Annotated in this window: 11 protein-coding genes and 1 tRNA gene; 4 read left to right on the top strand and 8 right to left on the bottom strand. The window is 72.2% G+C overall.

Annotation, left to right across the window (positions count from 1 at the left end; genetic code table 11):
- Positions 1-52 precede the first annotated feature (52 nt).
- The 7 genes from ACF1BE_RS12635 to galU all read right to left on the bottom strand — a co-directional run bounded on the left by ACF1BE_RS12635 (position 53) and on the right by galU (position 5,673).
- Positions 53-126 (bottom strand) — tRNA-Ala (locus ACF1BE_RS12635).
- A gap of 100 nt (positions 127-226) precedes the next feature.
- The gene (gene glpR, locus ACF1BE_RS12630; protein ID WP_392198992.1) at positions 227-1,432 is read right to left on the bottom strand and encodes a gephyrin-like molybdotransferase receptor GlpR; all 1,206 of its coding nucleotides are present in this window, start codon (positions 1,430-1,432) and stop codon (positions 227-229) included.
- A 173-nt stretch (positions 1,433-1,605) separates the two neighbouring features.
- Complete coding sequence (locus ACF1BE_RS12625; RefSeq protein WP_392198991.1) at positions 1,606-2,259, bottom strand: GNAT family N-acetyltransferase; 654 nt, start codon at positions 2,257-2,259, stop codon at positions 1,606-1,608.
- Positions 2,260-2,279: 20 nt separating this feature from the next.
- Entirely contained in the window at positions 2,280-2,801 is a 522-nt protein-coding gene (locus ACF1BE_RS12620; RefSeq protein WP_392198990.1) for a molybdenum cofactor biosynthesis protein B, read from the bottom strand.
- The gene (gene moaC / locus ACF1BE_RS12615; protein ID WP_392198989.1) at positions 2,798-3,310 is read right to left on the bottom strand and encodes a cyclic pyranopterin monophosphate synthase MoaC; all 513 of its coding nucleotides are present in this window, start codon (positions 3,308-3,310) and stop codon (positions 2,798-2,800) included. The genes ACF1BE_RS12620 and moaC overlap by 4 nt, the downstream gene beginning before the upstream one ends.
- Positions 3,311-3,442: 132 nt before the next feature.
- The gene (gene glp / locus ACF1BE_RS12610; RefSeq protein WP_392198988.1) at positions 3,443-4,765 is read right to left on the bottom strand and encodes a gephyrin-like molybdotransferase Glp; all 1,323 of its coding nucleotides are present in this window, start codon (positions 4,763-4,765) and stop codon (positions 3,443-3,445) included.
- Positions 4,762-5,673: a UTP--glucose-1-phosphate uridylyltransferase GalU gene (galU, locus tag ACF1BE_RS12605; RefSeq protein ID WP_392198987.1), complete on the bottom strand. Its 912-nt coding sequence runs from the start codon at positions 5,671-5,673 to the stop codon at positions 4,762-4,764. Before galU ends, glp begins: the two co-directional genes overlap by 4 nt.
- 136 nt (positions 5,674-5,809) lie before the next feature.
- Here galU and ACF1BE_RS12600 point away from each other — a divergent pair, with 136 nt between their 5' ends.
- Positions 5,810-6,391: a 5-formyltetrahydrofolate cyclo-ligase gene (locus ACF1BE_RS12600; protein ID WP_392199137.1), complete on the top strand. Its 582-nt coding sequence runs from the start codon at positions 5,810-5,812 to the stop codon at positions 6,389-6,391.
- Between the two features lie 100 nt (positions 6,392-6,491).
- On the opposite strand, the gene ACF1BE_RS12595 is transcribed toward ACF1BE_RS12600, so the two are convergent.
- Complete coding sequence (locus tag ACF1BE_RS12595; RefSeq protein ID WP_392198986.1) at positions 6,492-9,392, bottom strand: penicillin acylase family protein; 2,901 nt, start codon at positions 9,390-9,392, stop codon at positions 6,492-6,494.
- A gap of 192 nt (positions 9,393-9,584) precedes the next feature.
- Here ACF1BE_RS12595 and ACF1BE_RS12590 point away from each other — a divergent pair, with 192 nt between their 5' ends.
- The 3 genes from ACF1BE_RS12590 (at position 9,585) to ACF1BE_RS12580 (ending at position 13,126) form a co-directional block, all read left to right on the top strand.
- Positions 9,585-11,111, top strand: a complete 1,527-nt coding sequence (locus ACF1BE_RS12590) for a potassium/proton antiporter (protein WP_392199136.1) — start codon at positions 9,585-9,587, stop codon at positions 11,109-11,111.
- 337 nt (positions 11,112-11,448) lie between these two features.
- A complete protein-coding gene (locus ACF1BE_RS12585) occupies positions 11,449-12,744 on the top strand; it encodes an MFS transporter (RefSeq protein WP_392198985.1) in 1,296 nt (431 codons plus the stop codon).
- Between the two features lie 67 nt (positions 12,745-12,811).
- Positions 12,812-13,126, top strand: coding sequence for an FmdB family zinc ribbon protein (locus ACF1BE_RS12580; protein ID WP_392198984.1), 315 nt, complete (start codon positions 12,812-12,814; stop codon positions 13,124-13,126).
- The last annotated feature ends 60 nt before the right edge of the window (positions 13,127-13,186 follow it).

Genomic DNA, 13,186 nt, shown 5'->3' with positions numbered 1-13,186 from the left:
ATCGGCGGGATCTTCGTTCACCGTCCCGAGCTGACTCGGGGACAGTTGTGCGTGGACCTGAGGGGATTCGAACCCCTGGCCCCCTCGATGCGAACGAGGTGCGCTACCGGACTGCGCCACAGGCCCTTGCAACGAGTGAAACTCTAGCATCCCGATCGCGGTGCCCGGAAATCCGCTCCCTGACTGGTCAGGGCTGGCCGGGAAGGGTGCGGGCGGGCGGGCGGGGTCACTCGTTGGCCGCGCGCGGGCGTCCGCCCTCTTCGTACTGGTCGAAGAGGGGCGTACGGCCGCGTTCACGTGCCCGGCGTGCGGAGGCCGCCCGGCGTGCGCCGTTGCGGCCGGCCGCCGGCTTCTCCCCGGGCGCGGGGGCCGCCTCGTCCGCTTCGTCCTCGGGCACGTGGTCCGCCTCGCGCTCCGGCGCGACCGCGCTGGACCGCGCCGAACTCCAGGTGTCGGGCGCCCCCAGATCCACGTCGGAGGTGGCGCGCGGAGCGACCGGCGCGGTGACGTACGTCGGCAGGGGCACCGGCACCGGGTCCCAGCTGTCCCCGTGCCCGGGCCGCCGCTGCCGCTCCCGCTGCTGGTCGACCCACTCGGCGTGATCGGTCTGCTCGACGAGGGCACGCCGGTCCGCGGCGAGCGCGGACAGGCCCGTTTCCGTTCCGCTGTCGGGGCCCTCTTCCGGCTGGTCCGCGCCGGGGCCCGCGTCGAGCGGGGCCCGGCGGCGCGGCTGGCGCTCCCGCAGGCGCTGGGCGGCGGCCTCGGCATGCCGGCGGTCCATCTGGTAGGCGAACCGGCGGAGCTCCTGCGTCCGCAGGTAGGCGATGTAGCCGCTGAGCGCCACGGCCGGCACGGCGGGCACCCACAGGAAGGCGAGCCCGCCGACGGCGGCGACGATCGCGCCGAGCGTGAAGGCGAGGAAGAGCATCACGGTGGTGCGCCGTCGGCGCGCGAGTACCTTCGAGCGCCGGGCGCGGGCCTCGGCCGCCTGCTGCGCCGAGGACTCGCGCCGTGCGGCCGGCTCACGCTGGGGCACGGACGCGGCCCCGGGCGGGTGGCCGGATCCCGGCCCGGCTGCCGGTTCGGCACCCTGGTCGTGGGCCGGTCCGGCCGTGCCGGGTGTCTCGGGCTCGGCGTCAGGGGTGGCCTGACGGCGGGTCGGAGGCATGGCGAAGGCCCGGACGTCCACCGAGTCGGTGACCGCGTCCGGATCGCCGGCGTCCGGCTCCCCCTCCTGGGCGGAGCGCGCCCGCAGGTCCCTGGCGTACCGGCGCTCCATCCCCGCCCGTCCGGACAGCAGCCGGATGGCGGTGCTGAAGCGTTCCGTCGGACGGGCCTCGTTCAGCTCGTCCTGCCTACGGAGCCACATCGGCACCAAGTAGGCGGCCCAGGCCCCGACAATGACTGCGTAGATGAGGCCGCTGCTGCTCACGCCTCACACGGTAGAGGGGTTTGCGTGAGGCCATCCGCCAATTGGGCCGGTGTGTCGCACGATCAGGCTGATATTTCCAGCATTTTTTGGGACCGATGCGATCAGGGGACCGGCGCAGGCGCGAATTATGTGCCTTACGAACGGTCAGCACCCGATCAATTTCGAACACATATTCAATTTCTCGGGCGCTCGGCGGGATTCCCCGGGGCGCCGGCCGGGCCCTCGGCGCGCCGGGCCTCGCGCGAGCGCGCCCGGTGCCAGCGCGCGAGCAGCCCGTCGGGCACCTCTTCCGCGGTGAGCGCGAAGACGAGGTGGTCGCGCCAGGCCCCGTCGATGTGCAGATAACGCGGCCGGATCCCCTCCTCGCGGAATCCGAGTTTCTCCACGACCCGGCGGCTCGGCCGGTTCTCGGGGCGAATGCAGACCTCGACCCGGTGCAGGCCGACGGTGCGGAAACAGTGGTCCACCGCGAGCGCGACGGCCGTCGGCATCACTCCGCGTCCGGCCACCCCCTGGTCCACCCAGTAACCGACGTGTCCGGAACACATCGATCCCCAGGTGATCCCGGCGACCGTCAGCTGTCCGACGAGCCGCCCCTGGTACTCGATGACGAACGGCAGCATCCGGCCCGCGCCGGCCTCGGCCCGCAGATGCCGGACCATCTGGCGGTAGGTCGGCCGGTGCGCGACCGGCCCGCTCGGCGCGGGCGGCGGGATGGTCGCCTCCCAGGGGCGCAGCCAGTCACGGTTGCGCCGGTTCACCTCGCGCCAGACCCGCTGGTCGCGCAGCTTTATCGGCCGGAGGACGACCTCGCCGTCCGCCAGCACGACGGGCCAGGAGGGGCTGTTCAGCTCGCACCCCCACCGGATCCGGGGTGGTCACCGCCGCGGATCTGGTCGACGGCGTGGACGAGGAGGGGCTCCAGGACGGCGAGGCCGTCCCGCACCCCTCCGGCGGACCCGGGCAGGTTGACGATCAGCGTTCCGCCGGCCACCCCCGCCAGTCCCCGGGACAGCGCGGCGGTCGGCACCTTGTCCCGCCCGTACGCGCGGATGGCCTCCGCGATGCCCGGCACCTCGTAGTCGATGACCGCGCGGGTCGCCTCGGGGGTGCGGTCGGTGGGCGAGACGCCCGTACCGCCGGTGGTGACGACCACGTCGTAGCCAGCCTCCACGGCCGCCCGCAGCGCCGCCTCGACCGGATCGCCGTCGGGCACCACCCGCGGCCCGTCCACGGCGAAGCCGAAGCCCTGCAGACCCCGCACGACCAGCGGGCCGCCCCTGTCCTCGTAGACCCCGGCGGCGGCCCGGTTGGACGCGGTGACGACCAGCGCGGCGTACGGCGCCGGCAGCGCGCCGCCGCCGCTCATGCCCGGCTCCAGTCGCCCGACGCGCCGCCCGTCTTCTCGTCCACCCGTACGTCCGTGATGACCGCTCCCTTGTCGACCGCCTTGACCATGTCGATCACGGTGAGCGCGGCGACCGTCACCGCGGTGAGGGCCTCCATCTCGACGCCCGTGCGGTCCGTCGTCCTGACGGTGGCCCGGATCTCCACGGCGTCGTCCGCGACCGACAGGTCCAGTCTCACACCGGACACCGACAACGGGTGGCACAGCGGGATGAGATCCGGGGTGCGCTTGGCACCCATGATCCCCGCGATGCGGGCGGTGGCGAGGGCGTCCCCCTTGGGCATCCCCTCACCGCGCAGCAGCTCGACCACGCGCGGTGAGACGAGGACCCGGCCGCTCGCGCGGGCGGTGCGCGCGGTCACGTCCTTCCCGGACACGTCGACCATGCGGGCCGCGCCCGCCTCGTCGATGTGCGTCAGTCGGTCCTGCACAGGGCGTCCGGGGGTCTCCCCCCGGGAAGGCACAGTCATGGTGTCGCGCTCCCGGTCCGGGCCCGGCGCGGTGCGGTGCGGTGCGCGGGCCTGCTGTGCGCGACACGCTACCGCCAAGCCGGAGCGCGCAGCGGACGAGGATCGCCCTGTGGACGGGCACGCGCGCGTGCGTCAACCGAGGAGCACGACCTCCACCTCGGTGCCGGGCTCCACCGACTCCACGTCCTCGGGGACGACGATCAGCGCGTTCGCCCGCGCGAGCGCCGCGACCAGGTGGGAGCCCGCGCCGCCCACGGGGGTGACCTTCCCGCCGGCGTGGACGCCGCGCAGGAACTGGCGGCGCCCCCGGGGCGAGCGCAGCGCCTCGTCCGCCGCGAGCGCGGCCCGCGCGCGGGGCCGGTGGATGTCCGTGAGGCCCGACAGGGTGCGGATGGCGGGGCGGACGAACAGCTCGAAGGACACGTACGACGACACCGGGTTGCCGGGCAGGGCCAGCAGCGGGATGTGGTCGGGGCCGATGGAGCCGAAGCCCTGGGGCTTGCCGGGCTGCATGGCGAGCCTGCGGAACTCCACACCGCTGCCCGCCTCGTCCGCGTCACCGGCGTACGACAGCGCCTCCTTGACGACGTCGTACGCGCCGACGCTCACCCCGCCCGTGGTCACCAGCAGGTCCGCGCGGATGAGCTGGTCCTCGATGGTGGCGCGAAGGGTCTCGGCGTCGTCGGCGACGGCCCCGACCCGGTAGGCGATGGCGCCCGCGTCCCGCGCGGCGGCGGTGAGGGCGAAGCTGTTGGAGTCGTGGATCTGGCCCGGGCCCAGTTCCTCACCGGGCTGGACGAGCTCGCTGCCGGTGGACAGGACGACCACGCGCGGACGCGGGCGCACCCGTACCGTGCCGCGGCCGATCGCGGCGAGCAGCGCGAGCTGCGGCGGACCGAGGACCGTGCCGGCCTCCAGGGCCAGTTCACCGGCCTTCACGTCGCTGCCCCTGGCGCGCACGTGCGCGCGGGCCGCGGCGGGCCGGTACACGCGCACGTGGCCCTCGGCGCCCTGGGGAGCCAGGCTGCGCGACCGCATGCCGCTCACCGGTCCCTCGCCGAGCCCTCCGTCGGTCCACTCGACGGGGACGACGGTCTCGGCGCCGGGCGGCAGCGGCGCGCCGGTCATGATGCGCGCGGCCTGCCCGGGGCCGACCCGGACCGGGTCGGCCACGCCCGCCGCGACGTCCCCGACGACCTCCAGTACGGCCGGGAACTCCTCGCCGGCGCCCGCGACGTCCGCGACCCGCACCGCGTACCCGTCCATGGAGCTGTTGTCGAACGGCGGCAGGGACACCGGCACCGTGACGTCCTCGACCAGGACACAGCCCTGGGCGTCGAGCAGTTGCAGCTCGATGGGTTCCAGGGGGCGGACGGTCGAGAGGATGTCCTCCAGGTGCTCGTCCACCGACCACAGGTCGTCCGGGCCGGCGGGGCGGGTCGCGGCGCTGCTCAAGGCTGCTGCATCTCCTCGGCTACGTAACTGCGGAGCCAGGTCCGGAACTCCGGGCCCAGGTCCTCACGTTCGCATGCGAGTCTGACAATGGCACGGAGGTAGTCGCCACGGTCGCCGGTGTCATAGCGGCGGCCCTTGAAGACGACCCCGTGCACCGGGCCGCCGGCCTTCTCGTCCTGGGCGAGCTGCTGGAGGGCGTCGGTCAGCTGGATCTCGCCGCCGCGGCCCGGCTCGGTGGTGCGGAGTATGCCGAAGATGTGCGGGTCGAGGACGTAGCGGCCGATGACCGCGTAGTTCGACGGGGCGTCCGCCGGGTCCGGCTTCTCGACCAGTCCGGTCACCTTGACCACGTCGCCGTCGGCGGTGGCCTCCACGGCCGCGCAGCCGTAGAGGTGCATCTGCTCGGGCGCGACCTCCATGAGGGCGATCACGCTGCCGCCGTGCCGTTCCTGGACCTCGATCATGCGCTGGAGCAGCGGGTCCCGCGGGTCGATGAGGTCGTCACCGAGGAGGACGGCGAACGGCTCGTGGCCGACGTGCGGGGCGGCGCACAGCACGGCGTGGCCGAGCCCCCGGGGGTCGCCCTGGCGCACGTAGTGCATGGTGGCCAGGTCGCTGGACTCCTGCACCTTCGCGAGCCGTGCGGCGTCGCCCTTCTTGCCGAGCGCCGACTCCAGCTCGTAGTTGCGGTCGAAGTGGTCCTCCAGGGGGCGCTTGTTGCGCCCGGTGACCATGAGGACGTCGTCGAGCCCCGCCGCCACGGCCTCCTCGACCACATACTGGATCGCCGGCTTGTCCACTACCGGCAGCATCTCCTTGGGAGTGGCCTTGGTCGCCGGCAGGAACCGGGTGCCGAGGCCTGCCGCGGGGATGACAGCCTTGCTGATCCTTGGGTGGGACTGAGTCATGCCCGCAACCATATCCGGTGCCTTTGTGGGAGATCTGTGGCTCCGGTTGGTTGACCCTTATATCGCCTGCATTAAGAGAAGGGTGCGAGAACGACCAGTGGAACTCGGCGGACGTACGGGCGAGCCTGACAAGGCCGTGTTGCGGCGGGAGATCCTCGCGGTGAGGAACAGGTTGACGGCGGATGACGTCCGCGAGGCGGGCCGCGCGCTGGCGGAACGCGCGCTGGAACTGCCCGAGCTGGCGCGCGGGCGCACGGTGGCGGCGTACGTCTCCGTGGGCAGCGAACCGGGCACGCTCCCGCTGCTGGACGCGCTGCGCGCCCGCGGGGTGAGCGTGCTGCTTCCCGTGCTGCTGCCCGACAACGACCTGGACTGGGGCGAGTACAGCGGCCGGGACGCCCTCGCCCGGGTCCGGCACGGCGGGAGGATGACGCTGTCCGAGCCGTCCGGCGCGCGTCTCGGCCCGGACGCCGTGACGGGCGCGGACGTCGTCCTGCTGCCGGGGCTCGCGGTGGACGGGCGCGGGATGCGCCTGGGGCGCGGCGGAGGCTCGTACGACCGGGTGCTGGCCCGTCTCGAGCGAGCGGGCGCACGCCCCCGGCTGGTGGTGCTGCTGTACGACACGGAGGTGGTCGCGCGCGTCCCGGCCGAGGCGCACGACAAGCCGGTGCACGCGGCGGTGACGCCCGGCGGCGTACGCCGTTTCGCGCCCGCCTGACCGGCGCCCGCACGGCCGGCGTCCCGCGGGTCCCGCGGACGCGAAAAGGCCCTCCACGCGCGCGTGGAGGGCCTTTCTGCCGTGGTGTGCCGTCAGCGGCTCACGGCTTGAGGACGAGGGTGTCGCTCGTGCTCCTGCCGACCGCCTTGTCCGAGAACGACCAGGGCAGCAGCTCGCCCTTGGCCCACATGCCCGTCTGGTCCGTGTAGTGCGCGCTGAAGGCGTGCCCGGAGGCGCCCGTCAGGTTGATCCACCTGGACTTGTCGAGGTCGGCGAGGTTGACGACCATCCGCATGGACGGCACCCACACGACGTTGTAGCCGCCGGCGGCGTTCCAGCCGGACGCGTTCACCGCCGCCTCGCCGCCGCTGAGCTTCCAGGGGCCGCGGTTGAGGAGGTACTGCAGGGCCTTGGGGCCCTCGGTGCCGAGCGTCTGGTTCTTCAGGAACAGGCGGTGCAGCCGGCCCCAGCTCCAGGTGTCGATGTCCTTGCCGAGCTTGGCGGTCAGCTCCCAGCGTGCGTCGATCATCGCGCGCGCGAAGAGCTGGTCGCGGTCGGCCGCGCCGGGGCGGGTGCCCGACCTGGGCGTCTTCCACCAGTCGCTGTCCGGCTTGTCCATCAGGGTGCGCACGACCTCGAACCAGCGGTCGCCGCCGTCCGGCTGCGCCTGGTCGGCGTCACGCTGGCCGCACTCGCGGACCTTGGTGTCGTCGTCCACCGGGCCGGTGCTGTCGATCTTGTCGACCCACAGGCACTGCCCCTTGACGCGCAGCTCCTTGGGGAGCTTGTTGCCGAAGGCGAGCTTGAGGATGTTGCGCCACACGGAGTTGAAGTAGGCGGCCGCGGCGGAGTCGGCGTCCTGGGTGTAGTCCCAGCCCTCCAGCAGCTTCTGTGCCTCGCGGACGTCCGGGTCGTCCAGGTCGAGCTTCAGCAGCTTGGGCACCAGGAGCTTGGCGATCTCGCTGCTGTTGTCCAGCTGCATCTGCCGCATGTCCTCGGTGGAGATCTTGCCACCGTCCTTGATCTTGGACTCGATCAGGTCGGTGATGCGCTGGCTGCGGGTGCCGTAGCCCCAGTCGGCGGTGAGCGTGTACGGGTACGCGTCCTTGCCGACGACGGCCTGGTTGGCGGTGACGATGTAGCCGCGCGCGGGGTCGTACTCGTGGGGCAGCTCGTCCTGCTCGATGAAGCCGGTCCAGCGGTACTTCGATTCCCAGCCGGGCGCCGGGACGGAACCGTCGTCCGCGGCGGAGCGCGTGGGGATCTTCCCGGGCAGCGTGTAGCCGATGTGGTTGTCCGTGTCGGCGTAGACCAGGTTCTGCGAGGGCACGTCGAACAGGGCCGCCGCCGAGCGGAACCCGCTCCAGTCCGTCGCCTTGTCAAGGGCGAACACCGCGTCCATCGTGGTGCCCGCGTCGAGCGCGGTCCACCGCAGGGCGATGCCGTAGCCGTCGCCGCGGTCGGGTGCGGCGGTGTTGACGGCCGCCTTCCTGCCGACCTGGACGAGTTCGTCGGCACGGTCGGACAGCAGCGGCATGCCGTCCTGGGTCTGCCGGACGACGATCGTCTTGGACTTGCCGCCGGCGACCTGGATGGTCTCCTCGCGGGTCTTGAAGGGCCGGACCTTGCCGTCGTACAGGTAGCCGTTCGCGGTCACCTTCTCCAGGTACAGGTCGGTGACGTCGACGCCGGAGTTGGTCAGGCCCCAGGCGATCTTCGCGTTGTGGCCGATGATCACACCGGGCATGCCGGCAAAGGTGTAGCCGGCGACGTCGTACTGGCACTTGCCGGACACGGTCCGGCAGTGCAGGCCCATCTGGTACCAGACGGACGGCAGGGACGCCGACAGGTGCGGGTCGTTGGCGAGGAGGGGCTTCTTGCTGACGGTGTACTTCCCGGCGACGACCCAGGAGTTCGAACCGATGCCCTGGCCGTTCACGCCGACGGCCGCGGGGACGTTGTCCAGGACGTTGTAGAGGCCCCCCAGCTGGCTCGTGAGACCCGAACCGCTCGCACCCGTGGTGGTGGAGCCGCCGGCCGTGCCCGCCGTGCCCTGGGAGGCGCCCGCCGAGCCGCCGGAGGTGCCGGTGGCACCCGTGGTGCCGGAGGTGCCTGCCGTACCGGTCGTACCGGTGGTGCCGGTCGTGCCCGGGGTGCCGGTCGCACCGGTCGTCCCTGCCGAGCCCGGGGTCTGCGAGGTGCCCGTCGCGCCGCCCTGCCGGAAGCTCTTGCTCAGCTCGTCGTACTGGCCTTCCTGCACTATCGGCTTGTGGCGGCCGTAGGGGTACCGCGGGTACAGCTCCTGGATCTGCTGCGGGCCGAGGCGGCTCGTCATCAGGGCCCGGTCGATCTCGTCCTGCATGTTGCCGCGCAGGTCCCAGGCCATCGCCTTCAGCCACGCGACGGAATCGACCGGGGTCCACTTCTCCGGCTTGTAGTCGTTGGTGAGGCCCAGGGCCGCGTACTCCAGGGAGAGGTCGGCGCCGTCCTTGCCCTGGAGGTAGGCGTTGACCCCCTCGGCGTAGGCCCGGAGGTACTTCTTCGCGTCGGGCGACAGCTTGGTGTCGTACTCCCGCTGGGCGATCCGGTGCCAGCCGAGGGTGCGCAGGAACTCGTCGTTCTCGACCTGGCTCTTGCCGAACATCTCCGACAGGCGGCCGGAGGTCATGTGCCGGCGGACGTCCATCTCGTAGAACCGGTCCTGCGCCTGGACATAGCCCTGCGCCATGAACAGGTCCTCGTCGGAGGAGGCGTAGACCTGCGGGATGCCGTTGCCGTCCCGCCTGACGTCGACCGGCCCGGACAGGCCGTCGAGCCTGATCGAACCCGTGGTCTGCGGGAAGGAGGCACGGACGGTGCTGATCGACCAGTACGCCCCAAAGGCGATGCCTCCGATGACGGCCAGAACCAGCACGAGCACGACGAGTCGGGCTTTGCGCCCCTTCTTCCTGCCGGACTTGGCGGGCTTGTCACCCGTGGTGGCGGTGGTGTTGGGGGGCATCGCTGTCCTTGCTGTCCTAACGCGAGCGGCAGGTCGGGCTGTGACTTTGAATGAGCGCTGGAGCAACCATAGGCGCAGGGCCCTGTGCCGCTTGACGCGGAGTCGGGAACCGGCGTGCACGAGCGTTCGATCTTGCCTTGTGGAACGTCAAGAAAGCGTCAAGAGTTAGGTAAGGTAACGAAGTAACCGGACATCTCGGAGGAGGAACGCCCGCTGACTGTTCACCACCTCAACCAGCTCCTGCTCGTCTGCTCCGTCGTCCTGCTGGTCGCCGTCGCGGCCGTCCGGATCTCCTCGCGCAGCGGGCTCCCCAGCCTGCTCGTGTACCTGGGCATCGGCGTCCTCATGGGCCAGGACGGCATCGGCGGCATCCACTTCAACAGCGCCGAGGTGACCCAGGTCATGGGGTACGCGGCCCTGGTCGTGATCCTCGCCGAGGGCGGCCTGGGCACGAAGTGGAAGGAGGTCCGGCCAGTCCTGCCGTCCGCCTCCGTCCTGGCGACGGCGGGAGTCGCGGTCAGTGTGGGGGTCACCGCGGCGGGCGCGCACTACCTGGTCGGGCTGGAGTGGCGGCAGGCGCTCATCATCGGGGCGGTGGTGTCGTCGACCGACGCGGCGGCGGTCTTCTCCGTACTGCGGCGCCTCCCGCTCCCCGCGCGCGTGACGGGCACGCTGGAGGCGGAGTCCGGCTTCAACGACGCCCCGGTGGTCATCCTGGTCGTCGCCTTCTCCACCGCCGGCCCGGTCGACCACTGGTACGTGCTGCTGGGCGAGATAGCCCTGGAGCTGGCCATCGGCGCGGCCCTGGGACTCGCGGTGGGCTGGTTCGGCTCCTGGGGTCTCAAGCACGTGGCCCTGCCCGCCTCCGGCCTCTACCCGATCGCCGTGCTGGCGATCGCCGTGACGGCGTACGCCGCCGGCGCCCTGGCGCACGGCAGCGGCTTCCTGGCCGTCTACCTGGCCTCCATGGTGCTCGGCAACGCCAAGCTCCCCCACTGGCCCGCCACGCGCGGCTTCGCCGAGGGGCTCGGCTGGATCGCCCAGATCGGCATGTTCGTCCTGCTCGGCCTGCTGGTCACCCCGCACGAGCTGGGCGACGACGTCTGGCCCGCGCTGGTCATCGGGCTGGTCCTGACCATGGTGGCCCGGCCGCTGAGCGTGGTGTCCAGCCTCGCCCCGTTCCGGGTGCCGTGGCAGGAACAGGTCCTGATGTCGTGGGCCGGACTGCGGGGCGCCGTGCCCGTCATCCTGGCGACCATCCCCATGGTGAACGGGGTCACCGGCAGCCGCCGCATCTTCAACATCGTCTTCGTGCTGGTCGTCGTCTACACCCTCGTCCAGGGACCGACCCTGCCGTGGCTGGCGCGCACCCTGCGCCTGGGCGAGCAGGGCGAGGCCTCCGACCTCGGCATCGAGTCGGCGCCCCTGGAGCGACTGCGCGGACACCTGCTGTCCGTCTCGATCCCCGAGGGCTCACGGATGCACGGCGTGGAGGTCAACGAGCTCCGGCTGCCGGCCGGTGCCGCCGTCACGCTCGTCGTGCGCGCGGAGCAGTCGTTCGTGCCGCTGCCCACGACGGTGCTCCGGCGGGGCGACGAGCTGCTGGTCGTCGCCACCGACCCGGTCCGTGACGCGGCGGAACGCCGGCTGCGCGCGGTCGCCCGCGGCGGCAAGCTGGCCAGCTGGCTGGGCACCGGCGGATCGGACGGCGGGCGGTGAGCGCGCGGCCGGGCGGGAGCACGCTCCTCGCGTGAGGACCGTCCGCGCGCCGGGCGCGCAGCGTTACGGCTGCGTTTCGTACGATTCACACCCACGTCATTCACAGGCGAACAGGCACGACGGTGCTCCTTTTCACAGGGGCGCGAGGCCATGATCCCTGTACGATAAAGGCGCACTGATCGAACCAACTCTGCCTGATGCAGAGCTGGCGCGACCGTATGGCGGCCGGAAACGCCCTCTCGCAGAGGCCCCGGTATCTACCGCAGTTCCGCGCAAGAGGACAGCTCTCGGCGCCCCCCGCACGGGCGCGCTACCAGGCGGAAGAAAGGCACGGGCCGTGGAGTCCACGGTCACCAACGAGCCGGCGGAGAACCCGCAGGCGTCGCCCCGCCCGGGATACGGACAGCTGCTGCGCACCCGCGGCGCCTGGACGTTCCTGGTCCCCGGCTTCGCGGCGCGTCAGCCGTTCGCGATGCTCACCATCTCCATCGTGCTGCTCGTGCAGCACACCACCGCCTCGTACGGCGCGGCGGGCGCCGTCGCGGCCGCCACCGGCGTCTCCATGGCGTTGTTCGCGCCCTACAGCGGCCGTCTGGCGGACCGCTACGGACAGCGTGCCGTGCTGGTCCCCGGCGTCCTGGTGCACACGCTCGCCGGCCTGACGCTGACGGCGCTCGCCCTGGGGCACGCCCCCCTGTGGGCCCTGTTCCTCGCGGCCGTCCCGACGGGCGCCTCCGTGCCGCAGGTCGGCCCGATGGTGCGGGCCCGCTGGGGCGTGAAGCTCCAGGGCTCGCCCCTGATGACCACCGCGGCGGCGTTCGAGTCGGTCACGGACGAGCTGACCTTCGTGTTCGGCCCCCTGCTGGCGACCGCCCTGTGCACGGCCGTGACGCCGGCGGCGGGCCTGGTCACGGAGGCCGCGCTGACCCTCGTCGGCGGCCTGCTGTTCGCCGCGCGGAAGAGCACGCAGCCGCCGGTGACCGGCGGCGACGGGCACGCGCGCGTGCAGCACGTCTCCGCTCTCCGCATCCCCGGCGTACGCGTGCTGGTCGTGACCTTCCTGGGAATCGGCTCGGTCTTCGGCGGCATGCAGGTGTCGCTCGCGGCGTTCACCGAGTCGATCGGCGAGCCCGGACTGAACGGCGTCCTCTACGGCACCTTCGCCGCCGGGAACATGCTGTCCGGCATCGTCTGCGGCGCGATCGCCTGGAAGGCGGCACCCCACAAGCGCCTGGTCGTCGGCTACACGGCGCTCGCCCTGGCCGCGTCCGCCCTGTGGACGGCACACTCGGTGCTGCTGCTCGCCGCGCTCGGCCTGCTGGTCGGCATGTGCATCGCGCCGTCGCTGATCACGGGCTACACGCTGGTCGAGGGCCTGGTCCCGGCCGGTGCCCGCACGGAGGCCTTCACGTGGCTGACCGGCGCGGTGGCGCTCGGCCAGGCCGCCGCCGTGACGGTCGCCGGACAGCTGGAGGACCGGCTGTGGGAAGGCGCGGGATTCCTGGTGCCCATGGCCGGCACCGTGCTCGCGCTGATCACCCTGCTGGCGCTGCGCTCCCGGCTGGTCGCGCGGCCCCGGAACCGCACGGTCGCGCGTGGCGTCGGTCACCGCGTGCCGGTCACGGTGGACTGATCCCCGGGAATACGTCACTATGGACCGTCGTTAGCACTCATCGAGTGAGAGTGCCAGGAGGAAGACAGTGCCGACCTACCAGTACCAGTGCACCGAGTGCGGCGATGGCCTCGAGGCGGTGCAGAAGTTCACCGATGACGCCCTGACCGAGTGCCCCAGCTGCCAGGGCCGCCTGAAGAAGGTCTTCTCCGCGGTCGGCATCGTCTTCAAGGGCTCCGGCTTCTACCGCAACGACTCGCGGGGCTCCACGTCGAGCAGCACGCCGGCGTCCAAGCCGTCGTCGGGCTCGTCGTCCGACTCGAAGGCGTCCTCGTCGACGACCTCGTCCTCGGGCTCGGCCTCGTCGGGTTCCGGCTCCTCCAGCAGCAGCTCCGCCGCCTGAGACCTCTCATCACCCGGGCCCCGCCGTCCTGCGACGGCGGGGTCTTCGGCGCTCTCCGGC

Origin of the sequence: Streptomyces sp. NPDC014991 (assembly GCF_043080665.1) — a bacterium.
Taxonomy (GTDB): domain Bacteria; phylum Actinomycetota; class Actinomycetes; order Streptomycetales; family Streptomycetaceae; genus Streptomyces.
Note: the sequence above shows the minus strand (reverse complement) of the source record. Positions and strands in the feature narration are given on the sequence as shown.

Bases quoted from the DNA above. Each gene is read 5' to 3' on its own strand.
- ACF1BE_RS12620 (WP_392198990.1), bottom strand. From the start codon at position 2,801: ATGAGCGGCGGCGGCGCGCTGCCGGCGCCGTACGCCGCGCTGGTCGTC.
- moaC (WP_392198989.1), bottom strand. From the start codon at position 3,310: ATGACTGTGCCTTCCCGGGGGGAGACCCCCGGACGCCCTGTGCAGGAC.
- galU (WP_392198987.1), bottom strand. From the start codon at position 5,673: ATGACTCAGTCCCACCCAAGGATCAGCAAGGCTGTCATCCCCGCGGCA.
- ACF1BE_RS12595 (WP_392198986.1), bottom strand. From the start codon at position 9,392: ATGCCCCCCAACACCACCGCCACCACGGGTGACAAGCCCGCCAAGTCC.